At 63.4% G+C, this 25,000-nt stretch carries 25 protein-coding genes; 19 read left to right on the top strand and 6 right to left on the bottom strand.

Features of this window, described 5'->3' with window-relative positions:
- Window positions 1–74: 74 nt before the first annotated feature.
- From QF015_RS05390 to QF015_RS05375, 4 genes are all read left to right on the top strand, one after another.
- Entirely contained in the window at window positions 75–647 is a 573-nt protein-coding gene (locus QF015_RS05390) for a DUF1349 domain-containing protein (protein ID WP_429387589.1), read from the top strand.
- 74 nt (window positions 648–721) lie between these two features.
- Window positions 722–2,956: an McrB family protein gene (locus QF015_RS05385; RefSeq protein WP_429387587.1), complete on the top strand. Its 2,235-nt coding sequence runs from the start codon at window positions 722–724 to the stop codon at window positions 2,954–2,956.
- Between the two features lie 79 nt (window positions 2,957–3,035).
- Window positions 3,036–4,244: a 5-methylcytosine restriction system specificity protein McrC gene (locus QF015_RS05380; RefSeq protein ID WP_429387586.1), complete on the top strand. Its 1,209-nt coding sequence runs from the start codon at window positions 3,036–3,038 to the stop codon at window positions 4,242–4,244.
- A gap of 35 nt (window positions 4,245–4,279) precedes the next feature.
- Entirely contained in the window at window positions 4,280–4,519 is a 240-nt protein-coding gene (locus QF015_RS05375) for a PLDc N-terminal domain-containing protein (protein WP_310202111.1), read from the top strand.
- A gap of 6 nt (window positions 4,520–4,525) precedes the next feature.
- Here QF015_RS05375 and QF015_RS05370 read toward each other — a convergent pair whose 3' ends face one another.
- Window positions 4,526–6,196 carry a sensor histidine kinase gene (locus tag QF015_RS05370; RefSeq protein ID WP_310202109.1) on the bottom strand — a complete coding sequence of 557 codons (1,671 nt, stop codon included), beginning with the start codon at window positions 6,194–6,196 and terminating at the stop codon, window positions 4,526–4,528.
- Between the two features lie 99 nt (window positions 6,197–6,295).
- On the opposite strand from QF015_RS05370, the gene QF015_RS05365 reads away from it, so the two are divergent.
- Entirely contained in the window at window positions 6,296–7,039 is a 744-nt protein-coding gene (locus tag QF015_RS05365) for a response regulator transcription factor (RefSeq protein WP_310202107.1), read from the top strand.
- 66 nt (window positions 7,040–7,105) lie between these two features.
- Here QF015_RS05365 and QF015_RS05360 read toward each other — a convergent pair whose 3' ends face one another.
- From QF015_RS05360 to bioB, 3 genes are all read right to left on the bottom strand, one after another.
- On the bottom strand, window positions 7,106–7,486 hold the full coding sequence (locus QF015_RS05360) for an Hpt domain-containing protein (RefSeq protein WP_310202105.1): 381 nt from the start codon (window positions 7,484–7,486) through the stop codon (window positions 7,106–7,108).
- Between the two features lie 343 nt (window positions 7,487–7,829).
- A complete protein-coding gene (locus QF015_RS05355) occupies window positions 7,830–8,312 on the bottom strand; it encodes a very short patch repair endonuclease (protein ID WP_310202103.1) in 483 nt (160 codons plus the stop codon).
- 250 nt (window positions 8,313–8,562) lie between these two features.
- On the bottom strand, window positions 8,563–9,606 hold the full coding sequence (gene bioB / locus QF015_RS05350; protein ID WP_429387581.1) for a biotin synthase BioB: 1,044 nt from the start codon (window positions 9,604–9,606) through the stop codon (window positions 8,563–8,565).
- Window positions 9,607–9,812: 206 nt separating this feature from the next.
- On the opposite strand from bioB, the gene QF015_RS05345 reads away from it, so the two are divergent.
- Entirely contained in the window at window positions 9,813–11,561 is a 1,749-nt protein-coding gene (locus QF015_RS05345) for a purine-cytosine permease family protein (protein ID WP_310202100.1), read from the top strand.
- A 105-nt stretch (window positions 11,562–11,666) separates the two neighbouring features.
- On the opposite strand, the gene QF015_RS05340 is transcribed toward QF015_RS05345, so the two are convergent.
- Complete coding sequence (locus tag QF015_RS05340; protein ID WP_018777112.1) at window positions 11,667–11,852, bottom strand: CsbD family protein; 186 nt, start codon at window positions 11,850–11,852, stop codon at window positions 11,667–11,669.
- A gap of 106 nt (window positions 11,853–11,958) precedes the next feature.
- Here QF015_RS05340 and QF015_RS05335 point away from each other — a divergent pair, with 106 nt between their 5' ends.
- Window positions 11,959–12,945: an SDR family oxidoreductase gene (locus QF015_RS05335; RefSeq protein ID WP_310202098.1), complete on the top strand. Its 987-nt coding sequence runs from the start codon at window positions 11,959–11,961 to the stop codon at window positions 12,943–12,945.
- A gap of 23 nt (window positions 12,946–12,968) precedes the next feature.
- Here the strand turns inward: QF015_RS05335 and QF015_RS05330 are convergent, their stop codons facing one another.
- Window positions 12,969–14,144 carry a zinc-dependent alcohol dehydrogenase gene (locus QF015_RS05330; protein ID WP_429387578.1) on the bottom strand — a complete coding sequence of 392 codons (1,176 nt, stop codon included), beginning with the start codon at window positions 14,142–14,144 and terminating at the stop codon, window positions 12,969–12,971.
- Window positions 14,145–14,276: 132 nt separating this feature from the next.
- On the opposite strand from QF015_RS05330, the gene QF015_RS05325 reads away from it, so the two are divergent.
- The 12 genes from QF015_RS05325 (at window position 14,277) to QF015_RS05270 (ending at window position 24,999) form a co-directional block, all read left to right on the top strand.
- Complete coding sequence (locus tag QF015_RS05325; protein ID WP_310202094.1) at window positions 14,277–14,480, top strand: hypothetical protein; 204 nt, start codon at window positions 14,277–14,279, stop codon at window positions 14,478–14,480.
- Window positions 14,481–14,661: 181 nt separating this feature from the next.
- Window positions 14,662–15,096 (top strand): hypothetical protein, encoded by a 435-nt coding sequence (locus QF015_RS05320; protein ID WP_429387575.1) that lies wholly within the window; start codon window positions 14,662–14,664, stop codon window positions 15,094–15,096.
- 5 nt (window positions 15,097–15,101) lie between these two features.
- Window positions 15,102–15,617: a hypothetical protein gene (locus QF015_RS05315; RefSeq protein WP_310202089.1), complete on the top strand. Its 516-nt coding sequence runs from the start codon at window positions 15,102–15,104 to the stop codon at window positions 15,615–15,617.
- A gap of 59 nt (window positions 15,618–15,676) precedes the next feature.
- Window positions 15,677–16,261 carry an SIS domain-containing protein gene (locus QF015_RS05310; protein ID WP_310202480.1) on the top strand — a complete coding sequence of 195 codons (585 nt, stop codon included), beginning with the start codon at window positions 15,677–15,679 and terminating at the stop codon, window positions 16,259–16,261.
- 152 nt (window positions 16,262–16,413) lie between these two features.
- Entirely contained in the window at window positions 16,414–17,484 is a 1,071-nt protein-coding gene (locus QF015_RS05305; RefSeq protein WP_429387573.1) for an alkene reductase, read from the top strand.
- A gap of 142 nt (window positions 17,485–17,626) precedes the next feature.
- Window positions 17,627–18,325, top strand: coding sequence for a GntR family transcriptional regulator (locus QF015_RS05300; RefSeq protein ID WP_429387571.1), 699 nt, complete (start codon window positions 17,627–17,629; stop codon window positions 18,323–18,325).
- Window positions 18,326–18,494: 169 nt separating this feature from the next.
- The gene (locus QF015_RS05295) at window positions 18,495–19,496 is read left to right on the top strand and encodes a sugar phosphate isomerase/epimerase family protein (RefSeq protein WP_429387568.1); all 1,002 of its coding nucleotides are present in this window, start codon (window positions 18,495–18,497) and stop codon (window positions 19,494–19,496) included.
- Window positions 19,497–19,500: 4 nt separating this feature from the next.
- Window positions 19,501–21,258 (top strand): dihydroxyacetone kinase family protein, encoded by a 1,758-nt coding sequence (locus tag QF015_RS05290; RefSeq protein WP_429387565.1) that lies wholly within the window; start codon window positions 19,501–19,503, stop codon window positions 21,256–21,258.
- Window positions 21,255–21,737, top strand: coding sequence for a ribose-5-phosphate isomerase (locus QF015_RS05285; protein WP_429387563.1), 483 nt, complete (start codon window positions 21,255–21,257; stop codon window positions 21,735–21,737). Before QF015_RS05290 ends, QF015_RS05285 begins: the two co-directional genes overlap by 4 nt.
- Window positions 21,738–21,739: 2 nt before the next feature.
- Complete coding sequence (locus QF015_RS05280) at window positions 21,740–22,720, top strand: 3-hydroxyacyl-CoA dehydrogenase family protein (protein WP_429387560.1); 981 nt, start codon at window positions 21,740–21,742, stop codon at window positions 22,718–22,720.
- Window positions 22,721–22,740: 20 nt separating this feature from the next.
- Complete coding sequence (locus tag QF015_RS05275) at window positions 22,741–23,505, top strand: SDR family NAD(P)-dependent oxidoreductase (RefSeq protein WP_429387557.1); 765 nt, start codon at window positions 22,741–22,743, stop codon at window positions 23,503–23,505.
- A 144-nt stretch (window positions 23,506–23,649) separates the two neighbouring features.
- The gene (locus tag QF015_RS05270; protein WP_429387555.1) at window positions 23,650–24,999 is read left to right on the top strand and encodes an MFS transporter; all 1,350 of its coding nucleotides are present in this window, start codon (window positions 23,650–23,652) and stop codon (window positions 24,997–24,999) included.
- The last annotated feature ends 1 nt before the right edge of the window (window position 25,000 follow it).

Genomic DNA, 25,000 nt, shown 5'->3' with positions numbered 1-25,000 from the left:
AAAGCGTGTTCTGGAACGTCAAGCGACAACGAACGGAGCACGGATTGATCCCCGAAATACCAGGACTGCCGCCCATGGAGTGGACGTCTTCCGCGGGCCACGCCAGCTATGACGAGGCGGAGGGAACACTGACGCTCACGGCAGCGCCCGGCGTCGACTGGACCAACGATTCCCTCGGCGGAGAGCCGCGGCACGGAGCCACGGCACTGGGCTTCAGGGCACCGGCGGCGTTCTCGCTCTCGGCCAGGGTCCTGGTTGCTTCACCCAGGACAACCTTCGACGCCGGTGTGCTGACCTTGTGGGCGGACAGCGACCACTGGGCCAAGCTCTGTTTCGAATACTCTCCGCAAGGGGAAGCCATGGTGGTCAGCGTGGTCACCAATGAGTATTCCGACGATTCGAACGGTCCTGTGGTCACGGCGCCGTGGGTCTGGTTGCGCGTGAGCAGGGTCGGTCCGGCCTGGGCATTCCACTCATCCTCCGACGGCCGTGAGTGGTCCTTTGTCCGCGTGTTCAGGCTGGAAACGGAGAAGCCGGTGCACGTTGGCTTCATGTCGCAGGCCCCCATGGGCGAGAGCTGCGAGGCACGTTTTGACGCCATCGAATTGACGGAAGAACCTCCGGCGGACCTGCGCGACGGAAGTTAGTCCGGATCAGGGCCGTGGGAGCGCCCGGCTGTGGATATTCGGATGCTTAGGTAAGCCAAACAAGGTAAGTTGGCATGGTGATTCCCTCCGTGAAACCTGCCATTGACCGCGCCCCCGGAGTCTCCAAGGAGATCGAGGACGCTGCCTGGTATGTGCTCGGTCCGGCGTTGCAGGGGAGACCTTCTGCGCTGGACGGCCGGACACTGACGTGGACCGCGGATGCCGCCGGCGAACTGCTGGAACGGCTGGAGCGCGGGGTGGAGGACTCCAAGGCTCCCATGATGACCAACCTGCGGCAGAACCTCGACGGCGCGTCCCGGGAGGCCAAGCTGCTGGCCGTGGAATTGCTGTTCCTGCAGTCCCTTCCGCTCGCTCACGAGGTCAAGTCGCTCAGGGTGAAGCGGGCGCGCGTGGCCGAGGCAGCGTCGTGGGTTGAGCCGGCTGTTGACCTGCCGGAAGAACTCTATGAGGGCATGACGGACCACGGCGTCATCCGCGACCGCACCGCAGAATTCAACTGGACCATCTGGGATCACTTGAAGTGGCTGTGTCGCTTTGTGGCCCACGTGGACCGCCAGAGCACGGCCACCATCAATGAAGCCCTCGAAGACCCGCTGAAGTTCCACGAACTCGCGGCCGCGACCCCCGAAGACCAGCCGGCCCTGCGCCGCAGCATCGAGTACTTGGTGTGGCCCAGCTACTTTGAGCCCGTGGTGGCCGATGTGGAACGCCAGGAGATCCGGGACGCGTTCGCTTCGCTCGTGGGCGGGGCCAAAGGTGACTCGGACGAGGACATCACTGCCGACATCCACCGCATCCGCCTGCACTTGGACGAGCAAGCCGGGCAACGCATCGATTGGTATGCCCGCCAACTGGTGAGCCAATGGCGCAAAGTGGGAGACCCCGGCCGCCGGTCCTGGCTCCTGCGAACCCATCACGACAATGCGGACCTCCTCGCTGCCTGGGTTGCCGAAGAAAAGGCCACCCTGGACGTGGAGCACCTGCGCACGTTGACGGCCGGCGTCACGGCCGGCGTGGTCCAGCATGCCGTGGACGAAGATTACAAACACTTGGGCTATGTGGAACGTGAGGACACCAAAACGGCGGTCTTTGCCTTCCTGACGGTCATGAAACCCGGCGATCTCACGCTCTACCAGCACGCTGGGCGGGTGCGGGTCGGCGTGGTCCTCGGCGAGCCCGAACACCACGAAGACAACCGCCGCATCCGCCGGAAGGTCCGCTGGTTCGATGACAGTTACGCCATCCCCGAGCTGCCTCGCCACGCCCAGCGGCAGTTGTCCACGCCCGGCATCCTGGTCGATGTCACCAGGGTCATCCAGGCCCTCCAGGAACTGCTCCCGGTAGAAGCCGAAACCGACGGCGAGGACGAAACCCCGCCCACCGCCGTCGTCGAGGTTGTCCAGCAAGGCTTCCGCCCCCTGACGGAAGAGTTCGCGGCCTCCCTGCACATGGACCTCGAGCCGCTCAAGGAAATCGCGGAACTGCTCGAAGAAAACCGCCAGCTGGTTCTGTACGGTCCTCCAGGCACCGGCAAGACCTACCTTGCCAAGCACCTCGCTGCCGAACTCGCCGGTGACCACACGGACGAGCGCGTGAAGCTGGTCCAGTTCCACCCGTCGTATGCCTACGAGGACTTCTTTGAGGGCTACCGCCCGGACAAGACGGACGACGGCCAGGTCTCCTTCAAGCTTGTTGCAGGACCCCTGCGCCGGCTCGCCGAGGAAGCCGCCAAACCGGAAAACGCGCACAAGCCGTATTTCCTCATCATCGACGAAATGAACCGGGCCAACCTGGCCAAGGTGTTCGGCGAGCTGTACTTCCTGCTGGAATACCGGGACGACCGCATCTACCTGCAGTACAGCCCCAACGAGCCCTTCAGCCTGCCCGACAACCTGTACATCATCGGCACCATGAACACCGCCGACCGTTCCATCGCCATGATGGATGCGGCCATCCGGCGCCGTTTCGCCTTCATCGAACTGCACCCCAACGTGGAGCCGGTCAAGGGCTCGCTGCGCCGGTTCCTGGAGGCGCGGGGACTGGACACGCTCAACGCGGACCTCCTTGACGCGCTCAACGCCGCCATTGATGACTGGGACCGGGACCTGATGATCGGGCCTTCCTACTTCATGAAGAACGCCGCCCAGAACCCTACGGGCCTCCGCCGGATCTGGAAATACGAGCTCATGCCGTTGCTGGAGGAGCACTACCATGGGCAACTGAACCGGGCACAGCTGGAGGAGCGCTTCGGCCTGGACCAGCTGCTGGGACGTCTTGCAGCCCGCTAAGGCCATTCCGCCGCGGCCGGGCAGGGCGCCGGCCAGCGCCGGTCGTGCACCCGCCCGTTCCGGGCCCCGGCACATCGTCATGGATGAGCTTTCCGGCGGCGTGGTGGACAAGCTCGACCCCGAATCTGCCGCGTTTATCAACGCCAGCGGACTGGCCAAAGCCGCTCCCATGGGCATGGGCCTCTACCGGATTGAGCCCGTCGGCAAGGTCGGATCGGTACGGACAGCGACGGTTCAGCTGGAAGTCCGGCCCAAGGACCGCCTGGGCCTGAGCCGCTTGCTCTTCCTGCTCAGCTACGCCGGCGAGCAGGGCTTCCGCGACCATTCGGTGGAGGCCGTGGAGCATCCGGACCTGTGGAGTGCGCTGGCTGAATCACTGGCACAGCTGGCGGACCGGGCGCTCAGCCGTGGTGTCCTGCAGGGCTATTTGACGGTGGAGGAGTCGCTGCGGACCGTGAAGGGCCGGATCCGGATTTCGGACCAGATCTCCCGCCGGCCCGGAATGATGGTGCCGTTGGAGGTTTCCTACGACGAATTCACCGAGGACATTGCCGAGAACCGCATCCTCCGGGCCGCGTTGGAACGGATGGGCAAGGTTCCAGGCGTCCGCCCCGACGTCCTGAGCCGTCTGCGCCAGCTGAAGGGAAAGCTCGACGCCGTCACCCGGCTGCAGTCCGGCGCACCGCTGCCGCCGTGGCGGGCGAGCCGGATGAACCTCCGGTACCACCCGGTGCTGAGGCTCTCCGAAGTGATCCTGCGCAATGCCTCCGCTGAAGCCGGTGAAGGCAAACAGCAAACAGCGTCCTTCGTGGTGGACATGGCGCAGGTATTCGAGGAGTTCGTAGGGACCGCGCTCCGCGCGGCCATGAGTGCCCATCCGGGGGAGATGCGTCTTCAGTACGGTGCGCTGCTCAATGAAGCCGTCAACGACTCGGACCGCCTCACCGTCCGTCCCGATGCTGTGCATTTCCTGGGCGGCCGTCCCGTGGTGGTCTACGACTCCAAGTACAAAGCAGCCTCCGACGCCGGGGCCTCGCTCAGCGCCGACCACTACCAGTTGCTGGCGTACTGCACGGCGCTCAGGGTTCCCACAGCGTGGCTCGTTTATGCAGGGCGTGGCGAAGTGAAACTGCGGCGCATCCTTAACACCGACATCGACATCGTGGAATACCCGCTGGACCTGTCGCTGCCGCCGTCGGAAATCCTCGCAGCGGTGGCCGACCTCGCCGAACAATCGTGGGGCGAAGTAGTACGCCAGGCTGTGGCGGGCCGGCCGGCGTCGGACTAGCCTGAGACATAAACCGTTCAGCGATAGGAGTCACCATGGCCAAGAAGAAATCCTGGCGCGACATGAGCAAGGGCCAACGCATATCGGTCCTCATCAGCGGAGCCCTGAACCTGGCCTTGCTGATAGCAGCGCAGCGCAGTATCGCCACGACGCCGGAGGCAAACATCAGGGGCAAGAAGGTTCTCTGGCGCGCGGCTTCCTTCATCAACTTCTTTGGCCCCGTCAGCTACTTCCTGTTTGGCCGCCGTCGGGAGGCAACGGGCACCAAGGGCTAGAAGGGCTCAGGCGGGCATCTTCACCGTAAACGTGGTGCCCCGGCCCGGTTCGCTCTGGAGCGTGATGGTGCCTCCGTGGGCTTCAACGATCGCTTTGCTGATGGGCAGCCCGAGTCCGACGCCGGGAATCGTGCTGTTACGGACGCCGCCGGCCCGGAAAAACTTGGTGAACGCCTCGGCCTGTTCCTCTTCGGTCATGCCCATGCCGGTGTCCGTGACCCGGCAGAACACGAAGTCCTGGTCCTCCCACGCAGCGACTTCCACGTCGCCGCCGTCGGGGGAGTACTTGATCGCGTTGGACACCAGGTTGTCCAGCACCTGGGCGATGCGGGACGAATCAACGTGGGCTTCCAAGGCCTCGGGAATGTCCATGGAGAGGCGGATGCCGGCCTTCGCCGCGCGGGGTTCGGCGGAGTTGACGCTGCCGCGGACCAGTTCGGCGACGTCCACCGCATGGGGCTGGATGACAATGTGGCCTGAGCGTACGGCCAAGAGATCCGAAACCAGGGTGAGCAGGCGCTCGGCGTTGCGCCGGACAATGTCGAGCTGCTTCCGGGACCGCGGGTCGAGGGCTTCGGTATCGTCAAGGATCAGTTCCACGTAGCCCAGGATGGACGTCAAAGGGGTCCGGAATTCGTGGGACACGTTGGCCACAAAGTCATCCTTGGCGGCCAGTGCATTGACCAGTTCCGTCACGTCGCTGAAGACCACCACGGAGCCAGCGAACTTCCCGGAGTCGTCCACCATGGGCCGGGCGCTGGCGGTGTAGGCCCGCTGTTCCTGGCCAGTGCCCAACCACACGAGCTGGTCGGTAAACCGTTCGCCAAGGACGGCACGGCGAACAGGGCGACGGTCTGCGGGCAGGGGCGTGGTCTGGTCGATGTCGAAGATCAGCAGCTGCGATTCGTTGGGATCATCGTTGTCCGGGGGAGTGGCCAGCGTGTGGGTTTGGCGTTGGCGACGGTTCATGAGGATGTCGTGACCGTCGCCATCGACCGCCACGACGCCCAGCGGCAGGGCCTCCATCACCGTATTAAGGAGCCGTTCCTGCTTGGTGCTGACATCCAGTGCAGCCTTAAGAGCCTCGTCCTTTTCCTCCAAGGCGCGTTGCTGGCGGACCATGCTCAAGGTCAGGACACTGACAGACACGCCGATGCCGAGAATGAGGATGGGGAAGAGCAGGGGCTTGGTGAGGGCCTGCTCGGTCACGCCGCCCCGGATAAACAAGGGAATCCACACAATACCGAGGGGGCCAAGGAAGGACAGCGCTATGGCCAGCTTTGGAAAGAGGCCGGAAGCGCAGAGCCAAATAACGGGAAGGACCACCAGCACGCTGAGGCCCGTGAGCGCTTCCTGGCCACCCTCGCGTCCAAACGCAATGGAGACCATGTCCAGGATGGGGATTGCCAGGAAGCTGGCGAAGGGCAGCCGGTGCCACGGCACAATGACGCACAAACCGAGGAGGAATGCCTGACTCAGGAGAAATATCAGGAAGAGCGGATTTTCCAGCGTGGCCGGGAAAAACAGCCACACCAGGATGGCCGAAAGACAAACACAGACCGACAACGGCAGTTGGCTGAGGACAACCCGCATTCTCAGGGTATGTTCGTGGAACGAGCGCTGAAAGACCAGGAGTTTCTTCTTTTCACCAATATCCCAAGTCGAAGGGTGGGTCATGGCACATCCACCACGGATGCGGAAGAAAAACGGTTCATGAGATCAGCCTAACCATAATGGATATACTTCTGAGGTTATCGAAGGGGCTGAGGGGCAGCGATGAGTGAAGTACGTGTGGGGCTGGTTATTGAAGATGACCAGGATATTCGCGAGCTGGTAAGGGTAGTCCTTTCCCAAGCGGGGTTCGATGTGCACACCGCATCCACGGGATCTGCGGGTGTGACGTCGGCGCGCGAGCTGAATCCGGACGTTATTACGTTGGATCTCGGCCTCCCTGACATCGACGGCTTTGAGGTCGCCCGCCAAATCCGTAAGTCTTCCGATGCGTACATCATTATGCTGACGGCCCGTGCCGAGGAACTCGACACCCTCATGGGCCTGGAGGCCGGTGGCGACGATTACCTCACCAAGCCGTTCCGCCCCCGCGAACTCCGCGCCCGTGTTGAGGCCATGATGCGAAGGCCCCGCGCGTCGTCGGACTCCCGGAATGTTGTTGAAGAAGTGGACCCCGAGGTGAGCCACAACGGTTTGGCAGTCTCGGCAGGTTCCCGCACCGCAGTCCTGAACGGTACCGAGCTCAAGCTGACCCGGACCGAATTCGACCTCCTGCTTGCGCTGCTTGAGACCGGACGGATTGTGCGGACCAAGGCAGACCTCGCCCGTCGCCTGCGCAATGAACCGTACGACGTCGGAAGTTACGTCAGCGACGCCGACGAACGCGCCGTTGAGGTGCATATGGGGAACCTGCGCAAGAAGCTCGGCGACAGCATCCAGGCGCCCCGCTGGCTTGAGACGGTCCGCGGCGTCGGCTATCGGCTCGCGCCTGCCTCCAACAACAACTAACGCGGCGGGCCAGTCAGGGCGGGCCGAGCGTAGAGGCAGGCCGACCCGTAGGCAAGCCGCGTGAAGTTACAGGAGCGGTGTTTCCAGCTCCCGGATCGTGCCGCGAACAAAGTTGTCGATTTCCTTCACCTGCGCCGTCAGCTCGTCCAGATGGTCCGCGTTGGGGAGGAGGCGGATGCTGATCTCCAGTTCCGTGGCCAAGCGGTTCATGCAGATGGCACCCACCATGTGGCTGGAGGTCTTCAGGCTGAGCACGGCATCCATGGCGTCCTCAATGTCCAGTTTTTGCAGCGCATGGTGGAGCCGCTCGACCCGCCACGGCAGCAGCTCTACATAGTGGCGAACGAAGCTGGTGATGATGGCTTGGTCTCCGCCAAGCTCGGCCTGGAGTTCAGTGAGAACGGTGCGATCCACCAGGGAGTCAGTGCACTCGTCATACTCAGACACCAGACTCCTCCCGCCTCCAAACAATAGATTCACGATTCAACAGTAGGACCACGTGAACTGCGGACGCGCCATAAAACGAAAGCTTGATCCAATCTTGAGCGGACTCAGAGGGAGTCTTGATTGGTGCCGTACACAGTAGGACGAGCAGGGGCATGATCACGGATCTGGGGGATTCCAGGCTTGAACCAAGGAACGGTAATGAGCATGAACAGCACTACGCGTCCATCGCCAGGCCTGATGGTTATCATCGTCTTTTGCATGACAGTTCTCCTTGGCATCGGCGGAACCGCAGCCTTTGCACTCTGGGAACAGAGCACACATCCCTCAGCCAAGGACCAGTCCGTCAGCTCGGCTCCGTCTGCCCCTTCCACGCGCTAGGCGAAGGGCTGTTCGTACTGCCCTCCAGAAACTGAGTCAGCCTGTCTTCGAGGATTGACCGGTCCTTCAGTTCACACTCCCACACCGTCAACACGTCCCAGCCTCCCGAGGCCAGCAGCTCCCGCTGCAGGGCATCGCGCTCGCGTGTCCGGCTCCTCTTGGCTTCCCAGAAGGCCGCATTGGCCGCCGGAGCATGCTGTCCTACCCGGCAGTCATGGAAATGCCAGAAGCAACCGTTGATGAAGATAACCTTGCGCCGTCCCGCGAACACCAGGTCCGGGCGACCCGGAAGCTTCGCCGAACCTGCTTGCCCGTGCAGCCGGTAGCGGTACCCTTTGGCGTGCAGGAGTTTCCGGACCAGCATCTCCGGCTTGGTGTTCTTGCCCCGGATTTTGGCCATGTTGCGGCTGCGCTGCTCCGGCGTCAGGAGGTCCCGGCTCTCGCCCATGGGTCCAGCCTACCCAGGCCGCACCTGCCCAGGCGCAGCATCGATCAATGAGTTCATGACCCCAGACTTCCGTGCCTGGAACACTCCCCGGTCCAGCCCCACGGCGTGACCTGGACCTTCATCCGGCGGCTGCACTGGGGGCAAAAGCGTGGCGGCTCCATCGCCAGCCGCTGCCGGCAGCCCTGGTGGGCGTCCGACGTCGGGCCCTCACCGCCGCAGTGGCCGCAGTACAGGCAGCTTGGTTTGGTGGTCATAGCGACTTCTGGAATTCCTTGATGGGCATGTTGAGTTCCACCAGCAGGTTCAGGTCGGCGTTGGCGGGGCGGCCCAAGGTGGTGAGGTAGTTGCCGACGATGACCGCGTTGATTCCGCCCAGCAGGCCTTCGCGGGTGCCGAGGTCGCCGAGGGTGAGTTCGCGGCCGCCGGCGTAGCGGAGCACGGTCCGGGGCATGGCCAGCCGGAACGCTGCGATGGCGCGCAAGGCATCCTTGCCGTCCATGATGCCCTGGTTTTCAAGGGGTGTTCCCGGGCGGGGGTTGAGGAAGTTGAGGGGGACTTCGTGGGGTTCAAGGGCGGCGAGCTGGGCTGCGAGTTCTGCGCGCTGGGCCACGGATTCGCCCATGCCGATCAGGGCGCCGCAGCACAGTTCCATGCCGGCGGCCTTGACCATGGCGCACGTTTCAAGCCGTTCCTCGTAGCTGTGGGTGGTGACCACTTCGGGGAAGTAGCTTCGGGCCGTTTCCAGGTTGTGGTTGTAGCGGTGAACGCCCCAGTCCGCCAGCTGGTCCACTTGGCGCTGCGTCAGCATGCCCAGCGAGCAGGCGATGTTGATGTCCACGGCCTCGTTGATGCGGTCGATCGCAAACTTGATCTGGTTCATGAGCTTGATGTCGGGGCCACGGACAGCCGCGACAATGCAGAACTCGGTGGCCCCTGTCGCGGCAGTTTCCTTGGCGGCTTTGACCAGCTCCGGAATGTCCAGCCAGACTCCCCGGACGGGGGAGTCGAACAGGCCGGACTGGCTGCAAAAGTGACAGTCCTCGGGGCAGCCGCCGGTCTTGATGGAGATGATGCCTTCCACTTCCACGTCCTCGCCGCAGTGCTTGAGGCGAACCTCGTGGGCGAGTTGCAGGGCTTCGGGGATGGCGTCATCCGGCAGCTCCAGGATCTCGATGAGCTGGGCCTCGGTCAGGGCTTCGCCACGGTGCAGGACTTGCTCCCGCGCGGTCTCCAGGATGGTGTGGACAGTGGTCTCCCGGGGTTCCCGGGCTTCGTGCGGTGCTTGGGTGGTCATGTCCTTGACGGTATCCGCGCAGGTGAAGGGCGATTTTGTGGGGTGCGCACAAACGCGGGTGGTTGGTTTTGGAAGCCTGCCGCAGCTTCCTGGCGTGGGACCACTGGTGCAGAAGTTACAGCCGCGAAACATGGCCGTGACTGAATTGACGCGCTGTGTGACTAGCGTCGGGGTCGAGGCACAGACCACGACGAAAGCGACCACGAATGATCGACGATAAGACGAGTACTGCGACACTGGAGCCGACGACGGCGGCAGGCACCGCCGTCGGAACCGGCACCGTGGGTGTACCTGCGGCGGGCAACGGAACTGCGACGGCGGGCAACGCCGACGCGATGAGTGCGGCGAAGGAGAGCCTGGAGGACTACACGCTCCGGTTCGCTCCGCGCTCGTACCGGAAGTGGAGTGCCGGCGTGGTGGCCACGAGTGCACTCGGCGGCATTGCCTACCTGGCCGACTTTTCGATCGGCGCGAACATCGGCATCGCGTATGGAACGGTGAATGCGATCTTTGGCATCATCGTGGCCGCGGTCATCATCTTCGCCACGGGGTTCCCGCTGGCCTACTACGCCGCCAGGTACAACATCGACCTGGACCTCATCACCCGTGGCTCGGGCTTTGGGTACTACGGTTCGGTGGTCACCAACATCATCTTTGCCACGTTCACCTTTATCTTCTTCGCACTCGAAGGTTCCATCATGGCCCAGGGGCTGCAGCTTGGCCTCGGCATCCCGCAGTGGATCGGCTATGCGGCGTCCACCATCATCATCATTCCGCTGGTGATCTACGGGATGAAGACGCTGGCCACCCTGCAGGTGTGGACCACGCCGCTCTGGCTGCTGCTCATGGTGGTTCCCGTGGGCTACCTGCTCCTGTCCCACCCCGAAAGCATCGACGCCTTCTTCGCTTTCACCGGTGCGTCCGGCCAGGGCGGCCCCAACCTGGCGTCGGTGATGCTGGCTGCCGGTGTCTGCCTGTCCCTCATGGCGCAGATCGCTGAGCAGATCGACTACCTTCGCTTCATGCCGCCCAAGACAGCCGAGAACAAGGGTGCCTGGTGGCGTGCAGTAATCCTGGCCGGACCGGGCTGGGTCATCTTTGGCGCCATCAAGCAGATTATTGGCTTGTTCATCGCGATCTACCTCATCGCCAAGCTGGACCCGGCAGCCGCTTCTTCCGCGAACGAGCCGGTCCACCAGTTCCTGGGCGTCTACGAAGAAATGATGCCGGCATGGCTCGCCATGACCCTGGCCGTGGTGCTCGTGGTCATTTCCCAAATCAAGATCAACGTCACCAACGCCTACTCCGGTTCGCTTGCCTGGACCAACTCCTTCACCCGCATCACCAAGACCTACCCGGGCCGCATGGTGTTCGTGGTGGTCAACCTGGTCATTGCGCTGGTCCTCATGGAATCGAACATGTTCGAGTTCCTGAACACGATCCTTGGCTTCTACGCCAACTGCGCCATGGCCTGGGTGGTCACGGTCGCCTCCGACATCGCGATCAACAAGTATCTGCTGAAGATCTCACCCAAGGTTCCGGAGTTCCGCCGCGGGATGCTCTACGCCGTGAACCCGGTGGGCTTCATCTCCATGCTGGTCTCCGCCGGCGTTTCCATCGCCGTGTTCTTCGGGGCGTTCGGTACCGCGGTCCAGCCGTTCTCGCCCATCTTCGCTGTGGGCCTGGCACTCGTCCTGCCGCCCGTCCTTGCCCTGGCGACCAAGGGCCGCTACTACCTGCGCCGCACGGACGACGGTATCGACCTGCCCATGTTCGACGCCGACGGCAACCCCAGCGACCAGAAGCTCCTTTGCCACGTCACCGGCCTGGAGTTTGAACGCCCGGACATGCTCCGCTCAGGCCAGGACGGGCCCGACGGCGAACACCAGTACATCTCGTCCCTCGCCTTGTCCACGGACAAGTCGGGCGAGTTGGTCCTCCCCGCCCAGAAATAGGCGCCCAGGCGCGCCAGGGGAGATGCAAAACGCCCCGGCTTCCCATCATGGGACCCGGGGCGTTCTGCTGTGTGTTTTCGTACTGTCGGCCTGACGGCCCCAGGCCTACTTGTCGAAGGCGTCCTTTGCGGCGTCCTTGACGTTCTCGCCTGCCTGCTTGGTCTTGGCGGCCGCTTGGTCAGCGACACCTTCGGCCTGCAGTTTCTCGTTATTGGTGGCGTCACCCAAGGCTTCCTTCGCCTTGCCGGTAACTTCCTGTGCCTTGTTGCTGATCTTGTCTCCGAGTCCCATGGGCCCTCCTTCGATGTAATCCAACGCTGACACTGGCTAGGCTATCGAGCAATTCTGGGTACTTCCTGAACGGTCCGGGAATAGTCAGGATGCTTACACTGAGATCATGACTGAGGAGATCCGGAACGAACAAACGGAGAAGACGGACCTGGACGAGGACATCGCCATGGCTTTGGTCAACAGTGTGGTCTCCGGGTCTTCCGATCTTGAGGACGAGACCGCGGATCCCCGCACGAGATACCCGTCGGGGGAATTCGAGCCACAAACCCAGGACTACCCCGGGTGGACCGAGGCCATGAACCCGCGCCCGGACCATGGGGAGCAAAGCTATGTGGGCCACCAGCGCCTGCTGGGCCGGAAAACCCTGATTACCGGCGGTGACAGTGGAATCGGGAAAGCCGTGGCCATTGCGTTTGCCCGGGAAGGTGCCGATGTCGCTTTCACCTATCTTCCTGAGGAGGAACAGGATGCCGAGCACACGGTCCAGGTGATCGAAGATGCCGGCAGCAAGGCACTCGCCCTGCCCGGCGATTTGCGGGACGAGGACTTCTGCCAGGAAGTCATTGCCCAGACCCTCACCGAATTTGGCGGACTCAATGTCCTGGTGAACAATGCGGGGTTCCAGATGGCCACCAACCAGGGAATCGAAGACCTCAGCACCGAGCAGTTCGACAGGACGTTCAAGACCAACGTCTACGCCTTGTTCTGGCTCACCAAAGCAGCCCTGCCGCACCTGCGGCCCGGTGCCGCGATCATCAACACCTCCTCCGTCCAGGGGTACCACCCCAGCCCCTCCCTGATCGACTACGCTTCCACCAAGGCGGCCATCAACAGCATGACCTTCTCCTTGGCGGAATCACTGGGGCCACGGGGAATCAGGGTCAACGCCGTAGCCCCGGGACCGGTGTGGACCCCGCTGCAGCCACCCACCCAGCCCGCCGAAAAGATCCAGTCGTTCGGTCAGGACACCCCGCTGGGCCGGGCGGGGCAGCCTGCCGAGCTTGCAGCAACTTATGTGCTGTTAGCCAGTGAGGATTCCAGCTACATTTCCGGATCGGTCTTTGGCGTCACAGGTGGAAAGCACTTGGCCTGACCTCCAGGCGTCAAGGGTCGCGATCAGGGCTTGAGGACCACCTTGATGCACCCATCCTGCTTCTTCTGGAACTTCTCGTACAGGGCAGGCGCCTCATCAAGGGAGCCTGTGTGGGTGACCAGGTGCATGACTCCCAGCGGATCGGCGTCTTCCTCTACCAGAGGAAGCAAATGGTCCGTCCAGCTGCGTACATTGCACTGGCCCATGCGGAGCTGGATTTGCTTGTCGAACATGGTCATCAGGGGCATGGGATCGGCCTGGCCACCGTAGACGCCACTCAGTGAAATGGTCCCGCCGCGGCGTACCAGATCCACCGCAGTATGGAGCGCGGCAAGCCGATCGACGCTCATGGTCTCCATGGCAACCTGCGCGGGCTTGTCCGGGAGCAGGGAAACAGCACGGTGAAGGAACGATGCCACGGGAGATCCGTGCGCTTCCATGCCTACGGCGTCCACCACCGAGTCGGGGCCGCGGCCGAGTGTCTGTTCGCGGATCTTCCCGGCGACGTCTGAGCTGTAGTCCATGGTTTCGACTCCATGCTTTTCGGCCATGGCTCGACGCTCGGGAACCGGGTCGACGCCGATGACCCTGAAGCCCTTATGGACGCCGATCCTTGCAGCAAACTGGCCCACCGGACCGAGGCCGAGCACTGCCAGGGTGCCACCGTCGGGAACGTTGGCATACTCGACTGCCTGCCACGCGGTGGGAAGGATGTCTGAGAGGAATAGGTAGCGCTCGTCAGGGGCGTCCGAATCGATGCGGATCGGCCCGTAATCCGCGAACGGAACGCGCAAGTATTGAGCCTGTCCGCCAGGAACGGATCCATAAAGCTCGGAATAGCCGAACAGTGCCGCTCCGGAGCCCTTCGCGGTGACCTGCGTGGTTTCGCATTGTGATTGCAGGCCTTGGTTGCACATATAGCAATGTCCGCAGGAGATGTTGAAGGGCACCACCACGCGGTCGCCCTTCTTGAGGCGGTGAACCTCCGCACCGACTTCTTCCACGATTCCCATCGGCTCATGGCCGATGACATCGCCTTTGTGCATGTACGGCCCAAGGACTTCGTACAGGTGGAGGTCCGAGCCGCAGATGGCTGTGGACGTGATCCGGACGATCGCGTCCGTTGGTTCCTGGATGGTGGGATCGGGGACGTCTTGGACACTCAGTGAGCGCCGGCCTTGCCATGTCACTGCTTTCACGATTGCTTCTCCCTGCGTTTCGGCTGGGTGGGTCCCGCCCTGCTGGAGCCCCTTCCAGCGAAGCAGAGTTGGAAGCAGTGCACAAGACGTTGCATCCTCGACACCGTCGGGGAGCAGGCCTAGATTGTGGCTATGAGCGAAGAAGCGAACGAAACCGGGGCGGCACCGTCCGAAGCCCCGGAACCATCGGTGCCCGCCGCCGTCGAGCATGACAAAAGTGCCGCCGGAACCGGCGATTTCACCACCGAAGTGGACCCCACCTTCATCCCGGATGAGAGCGGCGAAACGCCGGAAGAAAAAAGGGCACGGGAGCATCCTGAAGCGACGGGCAGCTAAAACCCGTAAGTAATCTGACTATCGGTGTTAACATAGTGGGCAAGGGAGAGTTTCGGGCAGAGATGACCGAGGAGTGTCCGCAGTGCCGTCCATGAAAAACCCTTTGGTTCCAGGGGACGCGACCCGCCCCCGTGCTGAACCCCTCAAGTGCCGCCGTTGCAGGTCCGCCGATGACCTGGTCTTGGACACCATTGAATCCCTCGAACCGCACGCCGGCGAGTTGATGGTGAGGGTTTCCTATACCTGCCAGGCTTGCGAAGCGTCCTACGCCCACAATGCCGCGTTCCATGACGTAGCCGCAGTCCTCAACCGCACTGGCAGCGTGACCGGGCTGCTCCAGTTCGGCGGGGTGTATTTCCACTGCGGCGAACCGATGACCTTCGCTAATTCCTCCGGCCGGAGCGTCCGCGCCCCCTTGGCCACGGAAGACGCCGATGATGGCCCTGCTGGACGTGTATCTGAAGACGCGCGTGATCCAATGCCGCTGCGGCTTCCGGATGGAGCTGCCGGCCTGAGGGCCCACCGTTTCGAGGGTGCCTTTTCGGGGTACACCCCACATACCAAGCACAGCGTGGGCCACGGGCGGCGCCCTTCAAGCCGCCCATCAGGGAGGTAATCCACATGGATACAGGGCAACTGGTACTGATCATCGTGGTGGCCGTCGTCGTGATCGCCGCTGTGATTGTCGCGGTCGTCATCGGACGCCGGAAGAAGGCCGAGATCAACCGCCACCGGGCTGAGGAACTGCGTGAAAAGGCAGCCGAAGAGGCCATTGGAGCGCACCAGGCGAAGGCCGAGTCCGCCCAGGCCGAAGCGGCTGCGCTCCAGGCGGAAGTAGAAGCAAACCGTCTGCGGAAGGATGCAGAACGGCATGCGGCGAAGGCTGGCGAAGCCCACGATCGGGTCGAAGAGCACCTTCGTCATGCCGACAAACTGGATCCCAACGTCAAGTCCCAGTCGGACCGCGCGAATGACCACGACAGCCGGGCTGACGGCGACCGGACGACCGACCGGGACCGTGCGACCGACCGGGGCAACGGAACGCTCGACGACGGTGAGCGCCTGACGCGCGACCGGAGCGGCCGTGAGGGTTCGGTGCGTGACGGTTCAACCCGTGAGGGTGATAGGAATTCATAGTTTCAGCGGAGAAACGGAGGCAGGAAGTGAGCATCGTTGTGAGGCGAACGGGTCAGGCGGTGCGCTTGGCTGAATCAAAGGCCAGCCGGCATGCAGTTGACGTCGTTCTGGGACATTTGGGTGAGATCGGACCGGCCGTAGCTGCCTTGCGCCGGGAATCCTCCAGGCTTGCCGAATGGGGCGAAGAACTTGCCCGGGTCCGGCGCCGGGGAGGCAGCGTCTTTGCCGCCGGCAGCGACGGATCAGCGCACGAAGCTCAGAGGTTCGCGTCCGAGCTGGCGGCCCACGACCCGGGAGGCGGAGCCACGTTCAAAGCCATCTCCATCTCCAAGAGCGCAGGGACGGATGGCGCAGGCAACATCAGTGCCCAAATCTCAGCCCAGGTACGCAGCGGCGACATCGTGGTCCTGCTCGCCGCGAAAGGCATCACCGATGACCTCCGCGACGCTGCCGCCGCAGCGAAATCCAAGGGTGCGCGGGTGTGGGCGTTGACAGGCAGGGACTCAAAGGACCTGGCCCAGTCGGTCAACGAAGCCATTTGCGTCAACACGGACCCCGCCCACGCCGAGGAAGCGCATCTTGTAGCCGTGTTGGCGTTGTGCGAGTGCTTTGACGATGCCCTGAAGAACACCAAGTCGGAGTAAATCCCCCTTTGAGTGGCAGCAGCGGTTGTTCCGGGCCTCAGAACAACCGCTGCTGCCGTTGGCCTGGCTGTGATCTGCGCCTCAACCGGAATAGTTGCAGACGCCATGCAGTTGCCCAGAGTGAACCTGATTCATTCTGAAAGGATCCGCGCATGCTGTTTTCCCCCCTGGCCCTCGGCGAACTTGAACTGTCCAACCGACTGGTGATGGCGCCCCTGACGCGTCTTCGCGCAGGCGACCAAGGCATTCCTGGTTCTTTGATCGCTGAGCATTACCGCCAGCGGGCCTCGCTCGGCTTGATCGTCAGCGAAGGAACCTACCCGACCCCCGCGGGCCGGTCCTACCCGGGCCAGCCGGGACTCGTGACTGAAGAGCAGGTCGCCGGATGGAAGCACGTTACTGACGCCGTGCACGCTGAGGGTGGCCGCATGTTTGCCCAGATCATGCACGGTGGACGCGTTTCGCACGCTGACATCACCGGCGGCGTCGAGATCGTTGGCCCCAGCGCCGTCGCTATCGAAGGCGAAGTCCGCACTCCCAAGGGCAAGCAGGCCTACCCGGTGCCCCGCGAACTGCGGACCGACGAGCTCCCCGGCGTCATCCAGGAAATCGTCACCGCCTCCAAGAATGCGATAGAGGCAGGGTTCGACGGCGTCGAACTTCACTCAGCCAACGGTTACCTGCTCCACGAGTTCCTCGCCCCGAACTCGAACGTGCGCACGGACAGCTACGGTGGCTCCCCGGAGAACCGCGCCCGCTTCGTGATCGAGACGGTCAATGCCGTCGTCGAAGCCCTCGGTGCCAACCGCGTCGGCATCCGGATTTCTCCGGAGCACAACGTCCAGGGCATCGCCGAGGTTGATGCTGCCGACGTACGCGCTACGTACGAGGTATTGGTGGACACCATCGCCCCGCTCAACCTGGCCTACCTGAGCATCCTGCACCACGACCCCAAGGGTGCCCTGGTCCAGGACCTTCGCGAGCGCTTCAACGGAACGTTCATGGTGAACACCGGCTTCAGCGAGATCACCACCCGTGAAGAAGCCTTCGCCATCATCGAAGACGGCCTCGCGGACGCTGTGGTGGTCGGACGCCCCGCCATCGCCAACCCGGACCTTGCCCGCCGCTGGCGCGAGAGCCTGCCGCTGAACGAGCCGGACGCCTCCACCTTCTACGCCGACGGCGCCGAGGGGTACACGGACTACCCGTTCTACGCGAACTAAAGCGCAGCACCCCAAACTGACCACGACGTCGGCACTCAACGTAGTGCCGACGTCGTGGTTTAACGTGTGGTGGGGTCTCCGCGGACGTATGTGACAGGCCCCGTACCCGGCCATGGGCCCGCGTTCCTATAGGATTTGTGGCATGTCTGATCGTTCCCCGGCTGGTGCCCGCGCCGGCTTTCCCGTCAGCCGCCAAGTGCTGGCCGACCACGTCTACGAGGCCCTCCTTGAGTGGCTCATGGACGGCCGCTTGGAGCCCGGGGCGGCAGTGAGTATCGATGGGATGGCGCGTGACCTCGACGTATCGCCAACTCCGGTGCGGGAGGCCCTGGCCCGGCTGGAGCACACCGGAATGGTCCGGCGTGTGGCGCTGAAGGGCTACCGCGTGGCCCCTGTCTTCACCAGGGAAGACTTCGCGGAGCTCATGGAAGCCCGGCTCTCCATTGAACCCGTCAACGCCAAACTGGCGTGTTCGCGGATGACCCCGGAGGGCTTGGACGCCCTCAAACAAGCCGTAGAGGATCTGAAGACCGCACCCCGTGGTGCGACTTTCGCTGAGTACCGCAGCTACCTCGAAGCTGACGAGCGATTCCATCAGCTCATCGCCGCGCAGGCCAACAACCAATTCCTGCTCGCGGCATACAACACCCTCGGCGGCCAGATCCAGCGATTCCGGCTGTTCGGGGGAGTGGGCATCACTGACGCCGAGCAAGCCATCGCTGAACACCAGGCCGTGCTGGATGCCATGACCAGCGGGGACCCGGACAAAGCTGCGGCCATGATGGTGGATCACGTCCAAAAGGTGCGCGGGCGGGCAATGGCCGACGCGCCCGGGGACTAACCTAAAGCCGAAGACCTCCTGACTCCACGCGGGATTCCGCATCTTTCGTGACACCCTTCACACTCATATGTAAGACATATAGGATCTAGGAAGTTTCTCAAAAAGGTTGACAGCATCGCCTTGTTCGTAAATCCTATAGGAAACAGGATTCCACGAAGGAGTGATCATCATGGCGTATACCGCCGAGAATTGGCCCATCACTGCGGCCCTCCTGCAGTTCCCGGGCACCAACGCGACGGGACAACAGGTCAACGACGCCGACCCTTCCGTTTGGGCTTCCGTCTTGCAGGAAGTGAAGGACGCTGGTTTCGCCAACGCCGACCTCACCGACAGCTGGGTCCGTCCCGGCGATCTCAGCAGGGAGCGCCTCTCCGAGTTCAAGCAGACCGCCGACGAGGTGGGCATTGGCGTACCCGTGATATCGGCCATCCGCCGCAGCGTTATCCATGCAACGGACTGGGCAGACAACCTCGCGTACAGCCACCGGACCATCGATGCTGCTGCGGAACTTGGCTGCGAAGTCGTGTCGTTCGGGCTCCACCAGGCCATCACCCCGGAACAGCAGAAGCAGCTCTGGTTCTGGACCGTCGAGGGCTACAAGGATCCCGTGGGGGACAAGGAGGCGTGGGGCAACGCCGTCTCCCGCATCCGCGAGCTCGGCAGGCACGCAGCAGAGGCCGGCATCCTGGTGTCGCTCGAAATGTACGAGGACACCTACCTCGGCACTGCTGATTCTTCGGTCCAGCTGGTCCAGGACATTGGCTTGGACAACGTCGGGCTCAACCCGGACCTGGGCAACCTCATCCGCCTGCACCGTCCCATCGAGGACTGGCGCGAGATGGTGGCCAAGACCCTGCCGTACTCCAACTACTGGCACATGAAGAACTACATCCGCGACGAAGACGTGGCCCGCGACAGTTACATCACCATGCCGGCTCCGATGGAGAGCGGCCTCATCAACTACCGCGAGGCCTTCAAGTTCGCCCTCTCCGTCGGTTTCCAGGGCATCCTCTGCACCGAGCACTACGGTGGCGACGGCCTCAGCGTCACGGCCAGCAACCAGGAGTACCTCCGCCGCCACGTCCTGCCGAAGACTGAAGGCTACCCCCTTGGGCAGAGCCAGGTTGCCCAAGGACGCCAGCAGCCCGCGACCGAATTCGCAGGAGTCTAGGCAGATGACACGGATTTTCGACAACCCGGCAGACTTTGCCGATGACGCACTGGACGGCTTCGTCGCTGCCAACCGTGGCTATGTTGCCCGCGTCGATGGCGGCGTGGTCCGTTCCACCGAGGTCCCGGCAGGTCAGGTGGCCTTGGTGGTCGGCGGCGGTTCAGGACACTACCCGGCCTTCGCCGGACTTGTTGGTCCCGGACTCGCCACTGGTTCTGCTTGCGGCAACATGTTCGCGTCCCCGGCGGCCGGTCAGGTTTACCGTGTGGCCAAAGCGGCCAATGCGGGCGGCGGTGTCCTGCTCAGCTACGGCAACTACGCGGGAGATGTCCTGCACTTCGGCCAAGCGCAGCTGCGCCTGAACGCCGAGGGCATTGAAACGCGGACGGTGACCGTCACTGACGACATCGCCAGTGCACCGATGGACCAACTCGACAAGCGCAGGGGCATCGCCGGCGACCTCACCGTTTTCAAGATCGCCGGCGCCGCCGCCGAAGCGGGCCTGGACCTTGACGGCGTCGAGCGTTTGGCCATCAAGACCAACTACCGCACGCGGTCGTTGGGGGTGGCGTTTGACGGCTGCACGCTTCCCGGCGCTGCGGACCCCCTGTTCCACGTGCCTGCCGGACAAATGTCGCTGGGCCTGGGCATCCACGGCGAGCCCGGCATCTCCGAGCACCCCATGCCCACAGCATCGGAACTGGCTGAACTCCTCGTCTCAAAGCTCCTCAACGACAAGCCCGAGGACGCAGGCCACCGCGTGGTCGCCATCGTCAACGGCCTGGGCACGGTGAAGTACGACGAACTGTTCCTGCTGTTCGGCAAGGTGGAGAAGCTGCTCACCGCGGCAGGGCTCACCGTCGTTGAGCCCGAGTGTGGCGAATTGGTGACCAGCCTGGACATGTCCGGACTGTCGCTGACGCTGCTCTGGCTGGACGAGGAACTTGAGCACTATTGGGCCGCGCCCACGGACACTCCCGCGTTTCGCAAGGGCAGCATGGCCCCGCGCGCACCCCGCAGCTCGGCGGCCATCGACGACGCCGAAACGGCCGACGTCGAACAGTCCACCTCCGCATCAGCTGAACTCGGGCAGCTGGCGGTTGCCGTGCTCGCCCAGGTGAGGGACGTCGTCGTCGAGCATGAAGGCGAGCTGGGTCAGCTCGACGCGATTGCCGGCGATGGCGACCACGGTATCGGCATGCGGCGTGGTGTTGACGCTGCGGCAGCAGCCGGCGAGGCCGCAGCTGGTTCCTCCGCGGCGCGGGTCCTGGCCGCGGCCGGCGAGGCATGGAGCGAACGCGCGGGCGGGACCTCGGGAGCGCTGTGGGGATCGGCCGTCATCGCCGCCGGACACGCGCTCGGGAACCGTGGGAGCTACGGCGCCGAGGACGCTGCCGCCGCGGTCGAAGCTTTCGTCCGCGCCATCACCGAACTCGGCAAGGCCGAGCCCGGCGACAAAACCATGGTGGACGCGCTTCTTCCGTTCCGGGACGCCTTCCTGGCAGAGCTCGACGGCGGTACTCCCGTTGACCGGGCACTGGCAGTAGCCGCGGCGGCCGCCGAGTCCGCTGCCGCCACGACTGCGGACCTGCGTCCGCTCAAGGGCCGTGCCCGGCCCCTCGCAGAAAAGAGCCTCGGCCATCCCGACCCCGGGGCAGTCTCTTTTGGACTGATCGTCGGCAGGATTTCCCGGTTCATCGATTCACAACTGGCCACGGCCGCCCCAGCGGGACAGCCTGCCGGAAAAGGAGCCCAAGCATGAGCAACACCGAAGGCTGGCGCATCATCGTCGGCAATGACGAAGCTGGAGTCGAATACAAGCAAGCACTCCTGGCACTGCTGGAAGCGGACCCGCGCGTAGCGGCCGTGACAGACGTGGGTGTCGGCTTCAACGACTCCACCGCATACCCGCACGTCGCTGTCGATGCTGCCCGCAAAGTGGCCGAAGGCGAAGCCGACAGGGCACTCCTGATCTGCGGCACCGGGCTGGGTGTGGCCATTGCCGCCAACAAAGTCCCCGGAATACGCGCGGTCACGGCCCACGACAGCTACTCCGTGGAACGGTCCATCCTCAGCAACAACGCCCAGGTCCTCACGCTCGGCCAGCGGGTGATTGGCTTGGAACTGGCCAAAAAGCTCGTAGGGGAGTGGCTCGACCACCGCTTCGACCAAAATTCATCCTCCGCCGCCAAGGTGGACGCCATCTGCTCGTACGAGCCCGACTACACGAAGGCAGTCTGATCATGACCACTCCTGAAGCAACCGCGAACAACGCCGCTTGGAAGATCGCCGTCGTCGGTTCCGGCTACATGGGCGGCGGCATCGCCCAGGTCCTGGCGCTCGGCGGGGCACGTGTCGCCTTGGCCGATGTCTCTGCCGAAATCGCACAGAAGAACTACGACCGGCTGCTGGTGGAGTCGGACCAGTTCATCGCCGATGGACTTTTCCCGGCAGGTTCCACCGAGATCCTTAAGCAGAACCTGTGGGCCGCGAAGGACATCGAGGAGGCCGTGGCGGACGCCGACTTCATCGAAGAAGCCGTCCCCGAAGTCTTGGAAATCAAGCACCAAACGCTCGCCCGTATCAGTGCAGCCGCCCGGCCGGACGCCTTGATCGGTTCCAACACCTCCACCATTTCCATTGGCGAGCTCGCCGAGGCTGTTGAAGGTCCGGAGCGGTTCCTGGGCGTGCACTTCTCCAACCCGTCACCGTTCATTCCCGGCGTCGAGATCATCCCCCACGCCGGCACCGCTGCTGCAACGGTTGCGGCGTCCCGCGAGCTGGTCCATGCGGCCGGCAAGCAGACCGCCGTCGTCAAGGACGTCACCGGTTTCGTACTGAACCGCCTCCAGTACGCGCTGTTCCACGAGGCAGCGCAGCTGGTGGAGCAGGGCATCGCAACAGCGGACGACGTCGACACCCTGGTCCGTACGACGTTCGGCTTCCGCTTGCCGTTTTTCGGCCCCTTCGCCATCGCCGATATGGCCGGCTTGGACGTCTACAACTTCTGCTACAAGTCCTTGCAGACCGGCTTCCCGGAACGGTTCGCGACGCCGAAGATCCTGTCGGACCTGGTGGAGGCAGGCAAGCTCGGCACCAAGACAGGCGCCGGCTTCCTCAACGTTCCCGCCGAGCGCACCCCGGAACTCATCGCCTACCGCAACAAGGCCTACGTCGCCATGCAGAAGCTCATTGAAGAGCTCGGCCCGGCCCCCATCAACTAAGACTTTCAGGAGAACAACACATGACTTTCCCCGCTGAACGCACCGCAATCGTCACCGGCGCCGTCTCCGAGCGCGGCATCGGCCGAGCCACCGTTAACTACCTCGCCGCGCAAGGCTGGAACATCGGCATCATTGACCTCGATGACGCCGCCTGCAAGATCGCAGCCAAGGAAGTTGCTGCCGAATACGGCGTCCAAGCCCATGGCGTTGGCGCCAACGTAGCCAGCGAAGCCGAGGTCAGGGCGGCCATTGACGAGCTGGAGAAGGAGCTGCCGCAAATCGTGGCCCTGGCCAACGTGGCCGGTGTCAGCTCGCCCATCGGCTACCTGGAACTTGAACCCGCCGAATGGGACCGCGTGCTGAATATCAACCTCAACGGCGTCCACTACGCCACCCGCCGCGTCGCCGAGTCCATGGTCAAGAACCGGATCGGCCGCATCGTGAACATCTCCTCCGTCTCCGCCCAGCGTGGTGGCGGCACGTTCTCGAAGACCCCGTACTCCGTGGCCAAGGCCGGCGTTATCGGCCTGACGCGCGCAACGGCCCGCGAACTCGGGGAATACGACATCACTGTCAACGCCATCTCACCTGGCCCCATTGATACCGACATCATGGGCGGCACGCTGAGCCAGGAACGCAAGGATGAGCTCACCAAGGACCTCGTGGTGAACCGGGTGGGTTCCACCCGCGACATCGCCGCTGCCATCGCCTTCCTCATCAGCGAGGACTCCGGATACATCTCCGGTCAGACGCTGAATGTGGATGGCGGTCTGTACATGCACTAGGACCCCATGCGGACCTGGACACGAGAACGCAAGATCTACCTTGCCGTGGGCATCCTTGCCTGCGCTGTGGGCATGGTGCTCATCTTCTTCCCGCGCTGATCGCGGGTGCACTAGTCATTTCCTGTCACTCAAAGAGGAGTTTCAATGTCTGTTTCCACCAATTCCACCAAGGAGTTGCTGGACACGCCGGTCCTTAAATCGGCGATCTCCAAAGCATCACGGCGGCTCATGCCGATGCTCGTCATCCTGTACGTAGTGGCCTTCCTGGACCGCACCAACGTTGGCTTCGCCGAAGCAGCGCTGGAAGTGGACAAGGGCATCACTGCCGGTGCGTATGCCCTGGGTGCCGGGATCTTCTTCATCGGCTATGCCCTGTTCGAGATCCCCAGCAACCTGCTGCTCACCAAGTTTGGGGCCAAGGTATGGCTGGCCCGCATCGCCATCACGTGGGGTATCGTCTCGGCGTGCTTCGCGTTTGTCCAAGGTGAGACGTCCTTCATCATTCTCCGCTTCCTGCTGGGCGTCACAGAAGCCGGCCTGTTCCCGGGCGTCATCATGTTCCTGGCGGCCTGGTTCCCGAACAAAGTCCGCGTGAAGATGTTCGCCATTTTCTACCTGGCCCAGCCGTTCTCGCAGATGATGGGCGCACCACTGTCCGGCTGGCTCATCAACATCGGCGACCAAGTCCCGGGCGTTGCCGGCTGGCAGGTCATGTTCTTCGTCGAAGGCATGCTCGCCGTCCTGGCGGGTGTCGCGGCCTACTTCTTCCTCATCAACAGCCCACAGGACGCCAAGTTCCTGACCAAGGAAGAGAAGACGGCGCTCTCCAACGTCATGGCGTTGGAAGACACCGTGAAGGAAGAAACCGGTCCCCGCGGGGTTCTGGCGTCCATGCGCAACGGGCGTGTCTGGTACTTCACGATCATCTACTTCTGCCTCCAGGTAGCGGTCTACGGTGTGACGTTCTACCTGCCCCAGCAGGTGGCGCAGCTGACCGGCCAAAAAGTGGGCATCGCCGTCGGCCTCCTGGCAGCCATTCCCTGGTTCTTCGGAATCTTCGCCTGTTACTTCATCGGCAAGGCAGCCAACACGGTGGCGCGTCGTCGGCGCTGGGGGACGGCCCTGTTCATCTCAACGGGCCTGTGCATCTTCGGCTCCGCCTGGGCAGGCGCCAACCAGATGCCCGCCGTCGGCATCATCTTCATCACCCTGGCGGTGTGCAGCTTCCTGTCGGCCGGCCCTATTTGCTGGTCGTATCCGACGGCGTTCCTCACCGGAACTGCCGCGGCTGCAGGTATCGGGCTGATCAACTCGCTGGGAAACCTGGGCGGTTTCGTGGCACCGATCCTTCGCACCACGGTCAACCAGGTCACAGCGTCGGACACCGGAACCATGGGCGTCTACGCCTTGGGTGTCCTGCCGTTTGTGGCTGCGCTGCTCATGTTCGGCACCAAGCGCTTCAGCAACAAGGCCGACGAACTGTTGGGGAAGTAGG

This window comes from Paenarthrobacter sp. TE4293, from assembly GCF_050435325.1.
Taxonomy (GTDB): Bacteria; Actinomycetota; Actinomycetes; order Actinomycetales; family Micrococcaceae; genus Arthrobacter; species Arthrobacter nitroguajacolicus_C.
This window is presented reverse-complemented; position numbering and strand designations above follow the sequence as displayed.

What these genes read in the sequence shown, in the direction of transcription:
- QF015_RS05355 (WP_310202103.1), bottom strand. Translation starts at nt 8,312, where the DNA reads ATGGGCGAGAGCCGGGACCTCCTGACGCCGGAGCAGCGCAGCCGCAAC.
- bioB (WP_429387581.1), bottom strand. Translation starts at nt 9,606, where the DNA reads ATGACCACCCAAGCACCGCACGAAGCCCGGGAACCCCGGGAGACCACT.
- QF015_RS05275 (WP_429387557.1), top strand. Translation starts at nt 22,741, where the DNA reads ATGACTTTCCCCGCTGAACGCACCGCAATCGTCACCGGCGCCGTCTCC.
- QF015_RS05300 (WP_429387571.1), top strand. Translation starts at nt 17,627, where the DNA reads ATGTCTGATCGTTCCCCGGCTGGTGCCCGCGCCGGCTTTCCCGTCAGC.
- QF015_RS05365 (WP_310202107.1), top strand. Translation starts at nt 6,296, where the DNA reads ATGAGTGAAGTACGTGTGGGGCTGGTTATTGAAGATGACCAGGATATT.
- QF015_RS05375 (WP_310202111.1), top strand. Translation starts at nt 4,280, where the DNA reads ATGGCCAAGAAGAAATCCTGGCGCGACATGAGCAAGGGCCAACGCATA.
- QF015_RS05325 (WP_310202094.1), top strand. Translation starts at nt 14,277, where the DNA reads ATGAGCGAAGAAGCGAACGAAACCGGGGCGGCACCGTCCGAAGCCCCG.
- QF015_RS05340 (WP_018777112.1), bottom strand. Translation starts at nt 11,852, where the DNA reads ATGGGACTCGGAGACAAGATCAGCAACAAGGCACAGGAAGTTACCGGC.
- QF015_RS05345 (WP_310202100.1), top strand. Translation starts at nt 9,813, where the DNA reads ATGATCGACGATAAGACGAGTACTGCGACACTGGAGCCGACGACGGCG.
- QF015_RS05380 (WP_429387586.1), top strand. Translation starts at nt 3,036, where the DNA reads ATGGATGAGCTTTCCGGCGGCGTGGTGGACAAGCTCGACCCCGAATCT.
- QF015_RS05280 (WP_429387560.1), top strand. Translation starts at nt 21,740, where the DNA reads ATGACCACTCCTGAAGCAACCGCGAACAACGCCGCTTGGAAGATCGCC.
- QF015_RS05295 (WP_429387568.1), top strand. Translation starts at nt 18,495, where the DNA reads ATGGCGTATACCGCCGAGAATTGGCCCATCACTGCGGCCCTCCTGCAG.
- QF015_RS05305 (WP_429387573.1), top strand. Translation starts at nt 16,414, where the DNA reads ATGCTGTTTTCCCCCCTGGCCCTCGGCGAACTTGAACTGTCCAACCGA.
- QF015_RS05390 (WP_429387589.1), top strand. Translation starts at nt 75, where the DNA reads ATGGAGTGGACGTCTTCCGCGGGCCACGCCAGCTATGACGAGGCGGAG.
- QF015_RS05370 (WP_310202109.1), bottom strand. Translation starts at nt 6,196, where the DNA reads ATGACCCACCCTTCGACTTGGGATATTGGTGAAAAGAAGAAACTCCTG.
- QF015_RS05290 (WP_429387565.1), top strand. Translation starts at nt 19,501, where the DNA reads ATGACACGGATTTTCGACAACCCGGCAGACTTTGCCGATGACGCACTG.
- QF015_RS05270 (WP_429387555.1), top strand. Translation starts at nt 23,650, where the DNA reads ATGTCTGTTTCCACCAATTCCACCAAGGAGTTGCTGGACACGCCGGTC.
- QF015_RS05335 (WP_310202098.1), top strand. Translation starts at nt 11,959, where the DNA reads ATGACTGAGGAGATCCGGAACGAACAAACGGAGAAGACGGACCTGGAC.
- QF015_RS05315 (WP_310202089.1), top strand. Translation starts at nt 15,102, where the DNA reads ATGGATACAGGGCAACTGGTACTGATCATCGTGGTGGCCGTCGTCGTG.
- QF015_RS05385 (WP_429387587.1), top strand. Translation starts at nt 722, where the DNA reads ATGGTGATTCCCTCCGTGAAACCTGCCATTGACCGCGCCCCCGGAGTC.
- QF015_RS05285 (WP_429387563.1), top strand. Translation starts at nt 21,255, where the DNA reads ATGAGCAACACCGAAGGCTGGCGCATCATCGTCGGCAATGACGAAGCT.